The following is a 14897-nucleotide window of genomic DNA, read 5'->3' on the forward strand; positions in this document are numbered from 1 at the left end:
AGGGATGGAGCTTTATCTGGATACCGCCGACGTTGGCGCGGTAAAACGACTATCACGCATCCTGCCGTTGCAGGGTGTTACCACCAACCCGAGCATTGTGGCGAAAGAGCGCAAATCGCTATGGGAAGTCCTGCCTGCCTTGCGTGACGCACTGGGCGGAACCGGCAAACTCTTTGCGCAGGTGCTGGCGTCTGATGCCGAGCAAATGGTTGCTGAAGCGGTGAGCATGACCCAGCGCGTGCCGGGTTTAGTGGTCAAAGTTCCGGTGACGGCGGAAGGCTTGGCGGCGATCAAAAAGCTCAAGCTGATGAACATTCCCACGCTGGGAACGGCGGTTTATGGCGCGGGGCAGGGGTTACTTTCTGCGTTGGCCGGGGCGGAATATGTCGCGCCCTATGTCAACCGTCTGGACGCGCAGGGCGGTGACGGCATCACCATGGTGACAGAGCTGCAACAGCTGCTGAGCCTGCATGCGCCCGGCGCTAAAGTGCTGGCCGCCAGTTTCCGCACGCCGCGTCAGGCGATGGACTGCTTGCTCGCGGGCTGTCAGTCAATCACTCTGCCGGTGGACGTCGCCGAGCAGCTGCTGACCACGCCCGCCGTGACCGCCGCCGTGGCGCAGTTCGACAATGACTGGCAACAGGCTTTCGGGCGCAGCACGCTGGATTAATTCCTCACTCTACTCATCGACTTATCTAACCCGCCTCGGCATCCCCGACGCGGGTTTTTTTATGCCTGAAAATCCTCCAGAGATTTAAATGAAACTAGCGATCTATAAAAAAGAAACGTCGTTTCAAAAATATGTGTTTGATCACTTTTATAACTTCCGGAAATGGATACCTTAGCGATCATTGAAAGAGCCGATGAGAGAACCAAGTCGTCACGCCAACCGGGAATGGCACGTTACACCCTTAACCCTAGCTTTCACTACAACACCGCCCGGCGCTGGCAAAACAGTGCCGTGAGCGAATAAAACGATCAGGTGGAAACAACATGCAAATCAAACGTGCTATAGAAAAAATTCCCGGTGGGATGATGCTGGTGCCGCTGTTTATCGGTGCCCTTTGCCATACCTTTGCGCCGGACGCGGGTAAATATTTCGGGTCATTCACCAACGGGCTGATTTCCGGCACCGTGCCGATTCTGGCGGTGTGGTTCTTCTGTATGGGCGCGTCAATCAAGCTCAGCGCAACGGGGACGGTGCTGCGTAAGTCCGGCACGCTGGTGGTGACTAAAATCGCCGTGGCCTGGGTGGTCGCCGCGTTGGCGTCGCACTTTATTCCGGAAAACGGCGTCGAGTTTGGCTTCTTCGCCGGGCTGTCTACGCTGGCCTTAGTGGCGGCGATGGATATGACCAACGGCGGCCTGTACGCCTCGGTGATGCAGCAATACGGCACCAAAGAAGAGGCGGGCGCTTTCGTGCTGATGTCTCTAGAATCCGGCCCGTTGATGACCATGATCATTCTCGGCACTGCCGGTATCGCCTCTTTCGAACCTCACGTGTTCGTCGGCGCCGTTCTGCCTTTCCTGGTTGGGTTTGCGTTGGGTAATCTTGATTCTGAATTGCGCGAGTTCTTCGGCAAAGCCGTGCAGACGCTGATCCCATTCTTCGCTTTCGCTTTGGGGAATACCATCAATCTGGCGGTGATTGCACAAACCGGCCTGTTAGGTATCGCACTGGGTATCGCGGTGATTATCGTCACCGGCATCCCGCTGATTCTGGCCGACAAGTTTATCGGTGGAGGTGACGGCACGGCAGGCATCGCAGCATCAAGTTCCGCCGGTGCCGCCGTCGCCACCCCGGTGTTAATCGCCGAAATGGTCCCCCAGTTCAAAGCCGCCGCCCCGGCAGCCACCGCGCTAGTCGCCACCTCGGTCATCGTAACCTCGATTCTGGTACCGATTATTACCGCGATGTGGTCGCGCAGAGTGAAGAACAAAGCCATCAAGGGGAAAGTGAATTTGGATGACCAAATGGCGAGAATTAAGTAAGTAGGGGGTGCTGCACGGGGGCGCTTTTTAAATTCAAATTCAAATTTAAGACCGTGGGCGTCGGCGCAAACCGGCCTTAAGGTCAAAACCGTGCGCTGCCGCCACACCGGCCTTAAGGGGCGCCTTTCGCCGCGCCCCTTAAGAATCCCCGGCTCTTTACTGCGCGCTCCGCTCGCTAGGTGGACGTGTTTCAGGTACACCTGTTATCCACCGCCCTCCCTATCAATAAAGAATGTCGCCGCTTAGGCGGTGCCTTCGCTTCAGGATTACTCGGCCTCTGGCCTCGCCCTTCGGGTCGTTGCTTTGCAACGCTGTCTCGCTTCGCTCGGCTCGAGCCATAGGTCTCGAACCATTCGCTCAGCGCCATTTTTGACTGCGGTTTTGAGGCATTTCAACCGTGCCATTTCAGTGGATTTCTTATTTGTTTTGCGAGGTGGAATGGAACGGTTCGGGGTAAATGCTAGTAGGTCGCGTTCAGAAGTGACGCCGAGGGAGCGGTTCGAGACCAAAGGCTCGAAGCCCGAACTGAGGGAACCGCCTAAGCGGCGGCACTTCGCGACGAACACAGTGGCCGCTGGAACACGTCCATTCCGACCCTGCGAAGCCTCGATCTACCAGCAGCAAAAAACGCAGGATTCCAAAGGGTTTCGTTTAAAACCCTTTGGGCCAGTGTGGGCGGCGAGCCCACGGTTTTGACCTTAAGGCCGGTGTGGCGGCAGCGCACGACCTTGAGTTTTGGGCCAGTGTGGGCGGCGAGACCACAACCTTGACCTAGACCTTAAAAAGGTGAACAGCAGTTCACCCACCTGATCCTAACATGGGCATTTCCCCATCTTGCCGCCTTCACTCGGGAATCTGGCTTCCAAACATCTGCGATGAAACTCGCGCTCCGACAGCGGCGTGCCTCTTGGGTGGCGAACGCGAAAGTGCGCCACGTAATTGCCATAATCCTGCACGCCAACCATCAGCCGGAAGCTCTGGGCGACGCGGCGTCCGGCGAGTCTTAGCCACTGCAAAGCGTTCTTTGGGCGAGGCTCGACCACGAACAGCGGCTGGCAGCGGTGGATGACTAGCGCCGCGGGCCGCGGCGCTTTTAACAGTAGAGCGTTTTCAGACATTGCGGGCCTCCCGGCGTTGCACCACGGCGGTTTCATGCACGGTCGGGGTGGCGGAGTTCAGTGCGCGGCGGATCACGAAGAACGACGACACCAGCATGGTGACGGCGACCAGCATAAAGAAGGCGCACAGCGCGGCGTTGATCTGATTGTTAATCACGATGGTGTGCATATCGGCAATAGTTTTGGCCGGTTTAATGATTTCACCACTGTCGATGCCTGCCGAGAATTTCTTCGCCTGAGCGAGGAAACCAATCGACGGCTTCTCGTGGAAAATCTTCTGCCAGCCCGCTGTCATGGAGGTCACAAACAACCACACGGTCGGCAGAATGGTCACCCACGCATAGCGCTGCTTCTTCATTTTAAACAGCACCACGGTGCCGAGGATCAGCGCCATCGACGCCAGCATCTGGTTGCCGATACCAAACAGCGGCCACAGCGTGTTGATGCCGCCCAGTGGGTCGACCACGCCCTGATAGACAAAGAAGCCCCAGCCAGCGACCGCCACGGTGGTTCCGGCTATGGTGCCAACCCAAGAACGGTTATTGGCCAGCGAAGGTACGGCGACGCCCACCAAATCTTGCACCATAAAACGGCAGGCGCGGGTACCGGCATCCACGGCGGTAAGGATGAACAGGGCTTCGAACAGGATGGCGAAGTGATACCAGAACGCCATCATGGCGCGGCTGTTAAACACTTCGGTGATGATGTGCGCCATGCCCACAGCAAAGGTCGGTGCGCCACCGGCACGGGAGAGAATGGAGTTCTCACCCACGTCTTTGGCAATCAGCGCAAGCGTATCCGGCGTCACCACAAAGCCCCAGCTGTTAATCACCTGCGAAGCACTCTCTACCGTGGTGCCAATCAGCGCCGCCGGGGAGTTCATGGCAAAATAGACGCCCGGATCGATAACCGAGGCGCAAATCATCGCCATAATCGCCACGAAGGATTCCATCAGCATCGCGCCGTAGCCGATAAAGCGGATATGGCTTTCGCGCTCGACCAGCTTAGGCGTAGTGCCGCTGGAAACCAGCGCGTGGAAGCCCGAAATCGAGCCGCAGGCAATGGTGATAAACAGGAACGGGAACAGGCCGCCGGAGAATACCGGGCCGCTGCCGTCGATAAACTTCGTCACCGCGGGCATTTTCATTTCAGGCATAGCAAATACGATGCCCACCGCCAACCCGGCAATGACGCCGATTTTCAGGAAAGTGGAGAGGTAATCACGCGGGGCCAGCAGCAGCCAAACCGGCAGAACCGAGGCGATAAAGCCGTAAATCACCAACACCCAGGTCAGCGTGGTGCCGTGCAGCGTGAAGAATGGCCCCCAGTAAGGATCCGCCGCCACGTTGCCGCCGTAAATAATCGCCAGCATCATCAGCACGAAGCCAATAATCGATACTTCGGCAATTTTGCCCGGGCGCAGGAAACGCATATAAACGCCCATAAACAGCGCGATAGGAATGGTGGCGGCGATGGTGAACAGGCCCCATGGGCTGTCTGCCAGCGCTTTAACCACCACCAGAGCCAGCGCGGACAAGATAATAATCATCACGCCCAGCGCGCCTAGCATGGTGATCACTCCGGCGAATTGCCCCAGTTCCTGCTTGGCCATTTCACCCAGCGAGCGACCATCGCGGCGGGTTGAGATGAACAGAATAAGGAAGTCTTGCACCGCGCCCGCCAGCATCACGCCGACCAGGATCCAGATAGTGCCCGGCAAGAAGCCCATCTGCGCGGCCAGGATCGGGCCGACCAGCGGGCCTGCACCGGCAATTGCTGCAAAGTGGTGGCCGAACAGCACCCATTTATTGGTGGGAACATAGTCCAGACCGTCATTGTGGCGCTCGGCGGGCGTCATGCGGCGGTCATCCAGTTCGAACACTTTCTTGGCAATAAACAGACTGTAGAAACGATAGGCGATGCTGTAACAGGCAATGGCGGCTATTACCAGCCACACCGCGTTGACGTGCTCTCCGCGGCTGAGGGCCAACATGCCAAAGGCAAAGGCGCCGATTAACGCCACTACCAGCCAGGTTATCCCGGACTTGACGCTTTTCATGTGTACTACTCCTTGTGTCACGGGTCCTGTAGGCCCGTTTTATGTTTTATAGGTGCAGAATTTGGGTGAGGTATGAATGGAAAATGCCCAACCGCAGCGCAGAAACTCCTGAACGATCAGCTTAAATCCCAGTTTTAAGGTAGTGGCTTGGCGGCGACAGGTGAAATGAGAACAACAGAATTGTGATATGGCTTGGGATTTCGTTGGGTAAGGGGGCGGGGAGCACAGAAAAAATGCGTAATAAGATGAATAAATACAAAAAAAACCGGCCAGCAAAGCTGACCGGTTGAGCCTGAGCGTTTAAGCGATTATTCAGCAGCAGCCGGTTTTGGCTGACCTGGTTTATGGTCGCGCATTTTTTCCATTTTCTCAGCGCGCTTCTGGTAGTTCTCATTGAACTGTTTCTTCTGCTCTGGCGTCAGCAGGTTGTACATTTTGTTCTCAGCACGGGCGCGTTCAAGCATGTGCTGGGACTGCGCCTGGGTGATGGTATCAATCTGCGATTTCACTTTGGCTTCGTCGAAGCTGTCAGAGGCGATCAGGCCGTGCATGGTGTCCATCTGCGCTTTCATGGCCGCGCGGTCAGGGCGCGCGCCGCTGTCTTTCATGATCTCTTTCATCTGAGTTTTTTGCTGCTCAGTCAGGTTCAGGCCAGCAAACGGGTTCATGTGGTGCGGGCCTTTATGGTGCATCATTTTGCCTTGAGGGGCAGGTGCATCAGGTGCTGGCGTAGTGTCAGCGGCGAAAGCGAAAGAAGCCGAGCTCAGAGCCAGAGTTGAAGCCACAATCATTGCGGTAAGTTTACGCATTATTAGATTCCTCATAGGGTTTCAGGCACGTTGCCCGTTTTGTGTTGACGAAGGAAAGTCTAAACCTATGAATGAATAGTAATACGAGGAAGATGTAAAAGAGTGAAAGGTGCGCTAACGTTTTTCCGCCGAAAGTGGAGAAAACGTTTAGAAAGCGTAAGGTTGCAAACGATCCCTTAGCACTTGCTCGGAATTATCCGACCGCAAAGCGGGTTGCAAAAACATTATCACGGTTAATGTTTGGCCACCAGACGACACTCAAACTAATCATTCTCCGTTTAACCTCGGTTTCGTTCGCCTTGAATTAACCAATCTGCCTATAATAGTTGGCATTTCATTAACATCATCTATAACAGTGAATGACTCTATGGCACTTTCTCGTTATGAAAATCTGGCGCAGACCCTGCGTCGGCAGATTGATTCTCAAGTGTGGCTGCCCGGCGACAAACTGCCGTCGCTGCGAGATAGCTGTAAACAGTCCGGCCTGAGCTTGATGACCGTCCTACAGGCGTACCAGCTGCTAGAAAGTCAGGGCGTAATCGTTGCCCGACCGCAGTCGGGCTATTACGTCGCGCCGCGCAAGGTGCGCGAGCTGAATCGCCGTGCCAATCAAACTCTGCACGCCGCCGAGCAGGTGGATGTTAATGACGCCATTTTCGACATTCTCAAAGGCGGCCAAGACCCGTCGGTGGTGCCTTTAGGCTCGGCATTCCCCGACCCAACCTTGTTCCCCCAGCCGCGTCTTGCCCGCTCCCTGGCCAGCGCGGTGCGCCGTATGTCGCCTCATAGCGCCATGGCCAACCTGCCGCCGGGCAACGAGGAGCTGCGCCGCAACATAGCCCAGCGTTACGCGCAAAACGGCATGGAAGTGCCGCCGGACGAAATTGTCATTACCTCGGGGGCCATGGAGTCGCTGGGCCTCAGCCTGCAAGCCGTCACCGAGCCGGGAGACTGGGTGGCGATTGAGTCGCCCGCGTTCTATGGGGTGCTACAGGCGATTGAGCGCCGTAAGCTGAAAGCCGTGGCGATCCCGACCGACGTGCGCAACGGCATGGATCTCGACGCCTTGGAGCAGGCGCTGGATACCTATCCGATCAAAGCCTGCTGGCTGATGTCCAACTTCCAGAACCCTCTCGGCTGCACGCTGTCGGTGGAGAAGAAAGCCCGGCTGGTGGCGATTTTGCAGGCCCACGGCGTGGCGCTGATTGAAGACGATGTTTATGGCGAGCTGTACTTCGGCGGTGAGCGACCTATGCCGCTCAAAGCGTCGGAAAATCGCAGTGAAATTCTGCACTGCTCCTCATTCTCAAAATGTCTGGCTCCCGGCTTTCGCGTTGGCTGGGTGGCGGCGGGGGCCTACGCCGCGCGCATCCAGCGATTGCAGCTGATGAGCACCTTGTCAGCCAGCGTGCCGGTTCAGCTGGCGTTGGCCGACTATATGCAGCAGGGCGGCTATGACACCCATCTGCGCCGCCTGCGTCGCCAGCTGGAACAGAGACAAATGGCGATGTTCAACGCCATCACCGAGACTTTTCCGTCGAGCGTGTCTGTGTCTCAGCCGCAAGGGGGATATTTTTTATGGCTGGATTTAGGCGAAAAGGTGGATGCGGCGAAGGTCTATCAGCGTGCGCTGGCGCAGGGAGTGAGCATTGCGCCCGGCACCATGTTCGCGGTGGACGATCGCTACCGGCACTGTATTCGTATCAATACCTCGTTTGAATGGGGCCCGCACACCGCGCGGGCCATCCAGATTATTGCCAATATTGTGACTGACGAGCTGAAGCACTGACCTGATCTGAAAGGCGACTAGGCTTCATTCTCACGCAAGGTTTTACCAACGTTGCCGCCGGGGTGAACCGCCAGCAGCGTCTGCTTATCAAAGCCGTTGCGCAGCATGATGCAGCCACAAATCGCGTCGAAGATAGCCAGCACCAGCACAATCGAGGTGGTGGCGAGCATATCCAGCGGGTCAATTTCCCGCTGGATATGGGTCTTCAACACCAGCTTTGAAGCCAGCGCAATGGCCGAATCCAGATTCTCCGTCACGCTAATCAGCGTCACCCCTTTGCTGGCAAGGGTTGGCAACAGACGAGTCAGCTCTTCCGAATTCCCGCCGCGCGAAATCATGATAACCACGTCGTCGCTGCGCAAGAAACCGAGGTCGCCGTGGGCGGCATCAGTCGGATTGAGGTAAATCGCCGGTTGCTCGACACAGGCCAGCATGTGCGCCACTTTGCGTGCCGCGATACCCGAGGTGCCGACGCCGGTCACGGCTATCTTGCCTTTACATTCCGCGAGGGTGTTGAGCACCCGCTGCCAGACCTGCTGGTCGATATTCTGCTGCAGAGCCAGAATCTCTTGGCTATAGGTCTGCCAGCCCGTACAGGCTAGCTGCCACTCAGTGACGTCAAGGGATGGCGACATATCAAACATCCTCCTGCATCAGGCGGCGGTATTTCATGTGATCGTGGTACATCTCATGGAACACTTTATATTTGCGGTCGTAATACTCTTTAATTTTGTTGGTCTGCGGCGTCACGGTTTTACCAATGCGGCTCATCGCCGCCATGGCTTCCGGCAGGGAGTCATAGGCTCCGGCGGCCACGGTGCCCATCATGGCGCTGCCCAGCAGCATGGCTTCGCTCTCTTCCGGCAGTAACATCGCGCAGCCCGTGGCGTTGGAGTGCTCTTGCACAAATACCGGGTTCTTGGTACCGCCGCCGCTCGCCATCATGGTGTCGATGGAGTAGCCGCTCTGATTCATGGTTTCAATGATATGGCGCGTGCCTAACGCCAGCGCCTGAATGGTCGCCAAATAGTGCAGCGCCATATCTTCCGGGGTGCGCGACAGTTTGAGGCCGGTCAGGGTGCCGGTCAGCGTTGGGTTAGCGCGTGGCGAACGGTTGCCGTGGAAGTAGGGCAGCATATGAATATCTTTGGTCAGGAAAGCGATGTTCTCCGGCTCGCCGGCCATTTTGCGCAGAATGCCGTTCAGCACTTCATAAATGGTTTTGCCACTGTCTTTGCCCTGTTTCAGCAGATCCTGATAGCAAGGGTGCGACTGGATCACGTGGTCGATAAGCGCGCCGGTGGTGGACTGCCCGCCCTCGTTCAGCCAGTAATCCGGCAGGATCGCCGAGTAGTATGGCCCCCAGATGCCGCTGATATAGCGCGCGCTGCGCGACATCGCCATGTGCGCCGTCGAGGTGCCGCCAATCAGCGCGATACGATGGTCAAAGTCGGCCGTTTCACCAGATGCGCCGCTGGCACCTAAGATCCCCAAACTCCCCGCGTGGGCGTCGATGATTGACACACTCACCGCCGTGCCGGGCATCAGGCCCATTTCACTGGCGGCGCGTTGAGTCAGCCCATGGCCCAAAGGTTGGCCCATGGTTTTCACTTCGCTGCCGATTTTCGCCGCGTTGTTTTCCAGCAAATCTTCCAGCCCGATCTGTTTGAAATAGCTCGGATCCCATCTGTCTTCGTGACCGATATAGGTCCACTTACAGACGGTGGAGCAGAGAGAGCGGGTTGGGTCCTGCGTGGCGCGCCAGGTCAGGAAGTCTGGCAGGTCAAACAGATGACCGACGTTGTTCCAGGTGCTCGGCATGTGCTGCTTCAGCCACAGCAGTTTTGGGGTTTGCATCTCAGGGGAGATGATGCCGCCGACGAACTCCAGCACGCGGTGGCCGGTGGCGTTGATGCGCTCGGCCTGCGTGATAGCGCGGTGGTCCATCCATACAATAATGTTCTGCTCGTTGCGCCCGGACGGGCTTACGGTCAGCGGTTTGCCTTCTTTATCCAGCACCACCAGTGAGCAGGTGGCGTCGAAACCCAAACCTTTCACCTGAATCGGGTTGATATCGGCCTGACTCATCGCGTCTTTTACCGCGTTACACACTGCTTGCCAGATCTCGTCGGAAGATTGCTCGACAAAATCAGCTTTAGGGCGGAATAAGGTAATATCGCGGCTGGCCTGACCCACCCGGCGTCCCGTCATATCAAACACGCCTGCGCGAGCGCTGCCTGTCCCGACGTCAACGCCAATAAAATAACTCGCCATGTTTCTTTCCCTTAATGTTCTAAAAGTCTGTCAGGACTTACGATTCTGTAAAGCGATAAACAGGATCAATACTCCGCCCCATAACGCCATAGTTAAGTAGCTGCTCACGCCCATCAGGTTCAGACCACTTTCCAGCATTTGCAGTACCACCAATGCCAGAACCAGTCCCAACACGCGACCAAAGCCGCCATCCGGGTTAATGCCGCCGAGGACCGAAGCCAAAATCGTCACCAGTAAATAGGAGTCGCCATAACCGGCCTTGGCCGAGTTGAATTTCGACATCATCAACAGCGCTGCACCCCAGCCCAGCAGGGCGGAGAGCACATAAACCGCGATAGTGACTTTATGGGTGTTCACGCCGCTAAAGCGCGTGGCCTGCTCGTTTGACCCCATCAGATACAGGCTGCGGCCAAGCGTGGTGTGTTCCAGCAGCACCCACAGCAGTACCGCGACCAGCAGGAACAGCAGCAGAGCGACAGGAATGCCCAGCAGGCTGCCGTTGCTTAAATACTGAATGGCTTTCGGGAAACCGGAGATAACGGTGCCGTTGGTCAGCAGAATGTTCAGCCCGGAAATCAGCGTCATGGTGCCGAGGGTGGCAAGGATTGGCGACACCCCGATATAGGCAATTAGCACGCCGTTCAGTGAGCCAATCACCAGCGCCACCGCCAAACCGGCCAGCATTGCCAGCAGGAAGAAGGCTGGCTGGTCAGGATGGGCGACCAGAATCGCTGCCATCACCAGCGAACAGGCGTTGGCTCCGGCGATCACCGACAGGTTGATCCCGCCAGTCAGCATGGTGATACCCATTCCCAGCGCCAGCATGCCCAAGATTGGCAACTGGGAGGAGATTGACTGGAAGTTACCCAGACTAAAGAAGCGGCCACCGAGCGTGAAAGAGAACAGTACGGCGACGGCCAGAATGATCAGCAACTGCAAACGGATGATGCGGTCACCGGGGAAAAATCGGGTTAAGGTTGTCATGTTACATTCCCTTCGCCAGTTTGCGTTTTTCGTTCCATGCGGTGCTACTGATGCTGACCAGAATGATCACGCCGCTGAAAACTTGGTGCCAATAAGAGGAGATACTCAGCAGTGTCAGGCCGTTTTGCAGGAAGGCCAGCAGCATCACGCCCAGCACGGTGCCGGTGAGTGAACCGCGCCCGCCGGTCATGCTAGTGCCGCCCAATACCACGGCAGCCAGCACCGTCAGCTCATAACCCAGCAGCGAATTAGGAGCCACCGACTGGGTGATTTGTGCTTGTACCACTGCCGCGATGCCCGCCAATAGCCCCATAAAGCCGTAAACATAAAAGTGCAGACGCAGGATGTTTAGCCCAAGGCGTGAGGCCGCGTCGCGGTTGCTGCCCATGGCGTAGATTTGACGCCCGACGCGAGTGCGGTTCATCAGCACGCCGGTGGCGATAATCACCCCCAGCAGGCTGAGCAGCGGCAGCGTCAGGCCATAGTCATAGCCATCGCCGGCGGTAAATGAGAACCAGTTGATGCCATTCATAAACCAGTCCGGGAAGCCGTACAGCCAGGTGCCGTTAGTCAGATACACCAGCAGGCCGTAAAACAGGTTCAGAGTAGCGATAGTGATGATAATCGCCGGAACGCGCAGCCAGTAAACCAAGAAGCCGTTGACCAGCCCGAGCAGCAGGCCCACGCCCATCGCCATACCAAACGCCAGCGGGAAGCTGCCGCCGTGGTGGATGATGTAACTCGCCATCACGTATTGGCCAATGGAGGTCATGGCTGGGAAGGAGATGTCGATGCCTCCCGCAATCAGCACCACAAACAGGCCACAGGCCAGAATGCCAAGAATGGCGTAGCTGGTGGCGACGTCAGTCAGGTTGCCGAGGGTTAAGAACTCTTTGGTGCTGACGCTCAGGCCAATCGCCAGAACCAACACCAGTAAACCCAACCAGAACTCGTGCTGGCCGATGGCTTTACTCAGCCAACTTCTTTCCATTTTTGAACTACCCATTAATCACCTCCGCAATCTGCGCTTCGCTGCACTGGTGCGGGGCGAATTCAGCAATCAGTTCGCCTTTACGCATCACCAGCACGCGGTGACTGTTGTAATAGGCTTCCGGGATCTCGTCACAAATCATCAAAACCGCCATTCCGGACTCAGCGAGGTCGCGCGCAATTCGGTAGATCCCCTCTTTGTTGGCGATATCTACGCCCACGGTCGGCGAATCCAAGATCAGAATGTGCGGATGAGTCGCCACCCACTTGGCAATAGCAATACGCTGCGCATTACCGCCCGAGAGGGTTTTCACCGGCAGGCCGCTGTCCGAGACTTTAATGTTCAAATCGCGGATCAGGTCTTTAACCACTGACGCGGCTTTGTGATGATCCATCAAGCCCACGCGGGTGTGCAGTTTGTTGAAAATTGACACCAGCGTGTTGTCGTAAATCGACTGCTCCATGATTAAGCCTTGGGTCAGGCGGTCTTCTGACACATAGGCAATGCCGTGACGAATGGCATCGCGGTTGCTGCGTAAAGTGACTTTCTTGCCATTCACTTTGATGTCGCCGCTGTCCGGCTGGCTCATACCAAACAGGCTCATGCACAGTTCGGTGCGCCCGGAGCCTAACAGGCCAATAATCGAGGTGATCTCCCCCTGGCGCAGTGACAGGGAGATATCCTGATACTGCCCGGCGCGGCTGAGATGGCTCACTTCCAGCAAAGGCGTGACGTCCGCCGGTGCGCGATGCGGCAGGTGGCTGTAGCTGAAACGCTGGCCGGTCATCAGGAAGGCCAACTCATTGCTGTCGAGCTGGCTGGCCGGGTAAGTGCCCACCAGTTTGCCGTCGCGCATCACGCTGATGCGATCGGCCACTTCCATCACTTCGTCCAGACGGTGGCTAACAAACACCACGCAAATCCCGGCGGCTTTCAATTCGTTGACCACGCGCAGCAGGCCGTTAACCTCGGTGCGGGTGAGGGAGGCGGTCGGTTCGTCCATGATAACCAGACTCGCGTCAGCAGCGATTGCCCGGCATATTGCCACCAATTGGCGGTCGGCGATCGACAGCTTTTCCACTTTACGATCCGGGTCGAGAGAAACCCCTACGCGTTGCATTGCGGCAACGGCTTTTTTGCGCATTGCCTCGCGATGTACCCAGAAATCGCCGCCCGGCAAATAGCGGTGAATGGCAATATTTTCGGCCACGGATAAATTGGGGAATAACGACAGGTCCTGATAAATAACCTGAATGCCGTAATAAGAAGAGAGTTGTGGCGTTAAAGAGTGGAACAATTTGCCATCAATGGTGATAGCCGCGCCTTTTTCTGGCTGATAGACGCCGGAAATCACTTTAATAATGGTACTTTTGCCGCAGCCGTTTTGGCCGGCAAGACAATGCACTTCACCTTTATTTAATGTCAGCGTGACATTATCCAGTGCAAGTACACCGGGGAATTTTTTGCTTATTCCCTCAAGGCTAATAAATGCCTCGGCGGAATGAGGGGAGGTAGGTGAACTGGAATTAATCGTCATCGACTGAATCCTTACTGCGTTCAAGCTGGTCAGTTAAGAAAGCAGATACGGCACAACAAACTACGCCGTATCCCTTCCTATTTCTCTGGTGTGGCGAAAACCCGTCATCCTTTAAGCTGCCTACGCGTTGGCTGCCTTCATTCATCCCAGTCACTTACTTGAGTAAGTGACTGGGATTCATTCAGTTGCCGCCTTGATACAACTTAAATAATTCAGGGTTTAAAAAATAAGTAAATACTGACCTATTAGAAGCCCAATGATTTCGCGTTGTCTGGTGTGACTTCCAGAATCTTATTAAAGCGAATCACGTGTTTATCCATATCTACGTCGGCTTTGCCCAGACCATCGATGGTTAAATCTTTGGTGACAGGCTTGCCTTGCAGCATCTGGTCAGCCACGGAAACTAAGGCGTAACCGGCATCTTTAGGATCCCACAGCAGGACTTTCTTAATATCACCGCGCATCAAGTAAGGCGCGGCCTGGGCTGGCATCGCAATACCCACCACGGCGATTTTATTCTTCGCACGTTTTTGTTGAACGGCCTGGCCTGCACCAATTGGGCCTAATGAACCAAAACCGATAATCCCTTTCATTTCAGGATAGGTTTTCATTAAATCCAGCGTGGTGGAGTAGGACTTATCAATATTCTCAGCAACCGGCAGGCGAGAAGTCACTTCATGCATATCCGGGTATTTTTGTTTCTGATACTTAATAGCCGCATCGGCCCAGGCATTATGTAATGGCACGGTGAGTGAACCGACATAAATTGCGTAACCGCCTTTGCCACCCATATCTTTGGCTAATTCATCCATGTTCGCTTCGGCATATTTCTGGCTGTCGATGGTTTCAATATCCCATTGACCAATTTGCTGGTCTGGAGATTCGTGGGTTAATACCACGATACCGGCGTCGCGGGCTTTTTTAAGTACCGGCTCTAATACTTTGGCGTCATTAGGCACCACAATAATGGCGTCAACTTTCTTGGCGATTAAATCTTCGATGACTTTAACCTGTGCCGCCGGGTCTGGAGTAGAAGCACCCACTTGGTAGGCATTGACGTGCAATTTCTCGGCGGCATCTTTCACCCCCACTTCCATGCGAGTGAACCAAGGAATACCGGTGACTTTAGCCACCAGAGCGATGTCGTAGGGTTTGTCGGCAGCAAAGCTTGGTGTTGAGATCAACATGCATGCAGAAACCACACATGCGCTGACTAATGCGAGGTTAAATTTCATGGCTGGTACCTTCTTATGATCTTATGTGTAGGGCGTGGGGTAGTGGTTATTTTTTCCACGGAATGAGATTAACAAGCCGCCATGCGCTTCTCGCCATAAAGTAAACAAA

General features: G+C 55.7%; 12 protein-coding genes and 1 other RNA gene. 3 read left to right on the top strand and 10 right to left on the bottom strand.

The window, feature by feature from the left end:
- Positions 1 to 4 precede the first annotated feature (4 nt).
- Both fsa and kdgT read left to right on the top strand, forming a co-directional pair.
- Positions 5 to 670, top strand: a complete 666-nt coding sequence (gene fsa, locus SBO83_RS03810; RefSeq protein ID WP_396130491.1) for a fructose-6-phosphate aldolase — start codon at positions 5 to 7, stop codon at positions 668 to 670.
- A 323-nt stretch (positions 671 to 993) separates the two neighbouring features.
- A complete protein-coding gene (gene kdgT / locus SBO83_RS03815; protein WP_353502338.1) occupies positions 994 to 1992 on the top strand; it encodes a 2-keto-3-deoxygluconate transporter in 999 nt (332 codons plus the stop codon).
- A 264-nt stretch (positions 1993 to 2256) separates the two neighbouring features.
- Here the strand turns inward: kdgT and SBO83_RS03820 are convergent.
- The 4 genes from SBO83_RS03820 to spy form a co-directional block, all read right to left on the bottom strand.
- Positions 2257 to 2354: non-coding RNA, RtT sRNA (locus tag SBO83_RS03820), on the bottom strand.
- A 450-nt stretch (positions 2355 to 2804) separates the two neighbouring features.
- Positions 2805 to 3110 carry a YbdD/YjiX family protein gene (locus tag SBO83_RS03825; protein ID WP_396130492.1) on the bottom strand — a complete coding sequence of 102 codons (306 nt, stop codon included), beginning with the start codon at positions 3108 to 3110 and terminating at the stop codon, positions 2805 to 2807.
- A complete protein-coding gene (locus SBO83_RS03830; RefSeq protein ID WP_396130493.1) occupies positions 3103 to 5169 on the bottom strand; it encodes a carbon starvation CstA family protein in 2067 nt (688 codons plus the stop codon). The genes SBO83_RS03825 and SBO83_RS03830 overlap by 8 nt, the downstream gene beginning before the upstream one ends.
- 308 nt (positions 5170 to 5477) lie before the next feature.
- A complete protein-coding gene (gene spy / locus SBO83_RS03835; RefSeq protein ID WP_396130494.1) occupies positions 5478 to 5978 on the bottom strand; it encodes an ATP-independent periplasmic protein-refolding chaperone Spy in 501 nt (166 codons plus the stop codon).
- A 367-nt stretch (positions 5979 to 6345) separates the two neighbouring features.
- Between spy and SBO83_RS03840 the strand changes: the two genes are divergently transcribed.
- Positions 6346 to 7767, top strand: coding sequence for an aminotransferase-like domain-containing protein (locus SBO83_RS03840; RefSeq protein WP_353502334.1), 1422 nt, complete (start codon positions 6346 to 6348; stop codon positions 7765 to 7767).
- Positions 7768 to 7784: 17 nt separating this feature from the next.
- Here the strand turns inward: SBO83_RS03840 and SBO83_RS03845 are convergent, their stop codons facing one another.
- The 6 genes from SBO83_RS03845 to SBO83_RS03870 all read right to left on the bottom strand — a co-directional run bounded on the left by SBO83_RS03845 (position 7785) and on the right by SBO83_RS03870 (position 14788).
- Positions 7785 to 8402 carry an SIS domain-containing protein gene (locus SBO83_RS03845; protein WP_396130495.1) on the bottom strand — a complete coding sequence of 206 codons (618 nt, stop codon included), beginning with the start codon at positions 8400 to 8402 and terminating at the stop codon, positions 7785 to 7787.
- A 1-nt stretch (position 8403) separates the two neighbouring features.
- Complete coding sequence (locus SBO83_RS03850; RefSeq protein ID WP_100937188.1) at positions 8404 to 10041, bottom strand: FGGY-family carbohydrate kinase; 1638 nt, start codon at positions 10039 to 10041, stop codon at positions 8404 to 8406.
- A gap of 30 nt (positions 10042 to 10071) precedes the next feature.
- Complete coding sequence (locus tag SBO83_RS03855) at positions 10072 to 11025, bottom strand: ABC transporter permease (protein ID WP_100937187.1); 954 nt, start codon at positions 11023 to 11025, stop codon at positions 10072 to 10074.
- A gap of 1 nt (position 11026) precedes the next feature.
- A complete protein-coding gene (locus SBO83_RS03860; protein WP_353503980.1) occupies positions 11027 to 12016 on the bottom strand; it encodes an ABC transporter permease in 990 nt (329 codons plus the stop codon).
- 7 nt (positions 12017 to 12023) lie between these two features.
- Positions 12024 to 13553 carry an ATP-binding cassette domain-containing protein gene (locus SBO83_RS03865; protein ID WP_396130496.1) on the bottom strand — a complete coding sequence of 510 codons (1530 nt, stop codon included), beginning with the start codon at positions 13551 to 13553 and terminating at the stop codon, positions 12024 to 12026.
- Positions 13554 to 13798: 245 nt separating this feature from the next.
- Positions 13799 to 14788, bottom strand: a complete 990-nt coding sequence (locus SBO83_RS03870) for an autoinducer 2 ABC transporter substrate-binding protein (protein ID WP_396130497.1) — start codon at positions 14786 to 14788, stop codon at positions 13799 to 13801.
- Positions 14789 to 14897 lie beyond the last annotated feature (109 nt).

It is taken from the genome of Ewingella allii, from assembly GCF_044430645.1.
GTDB lineage: Bacteria > Pseudomonadota > Gammaproteobacteria > Enterobacterales > Enterobacteriaceae > Ewingella > Ewingella allii.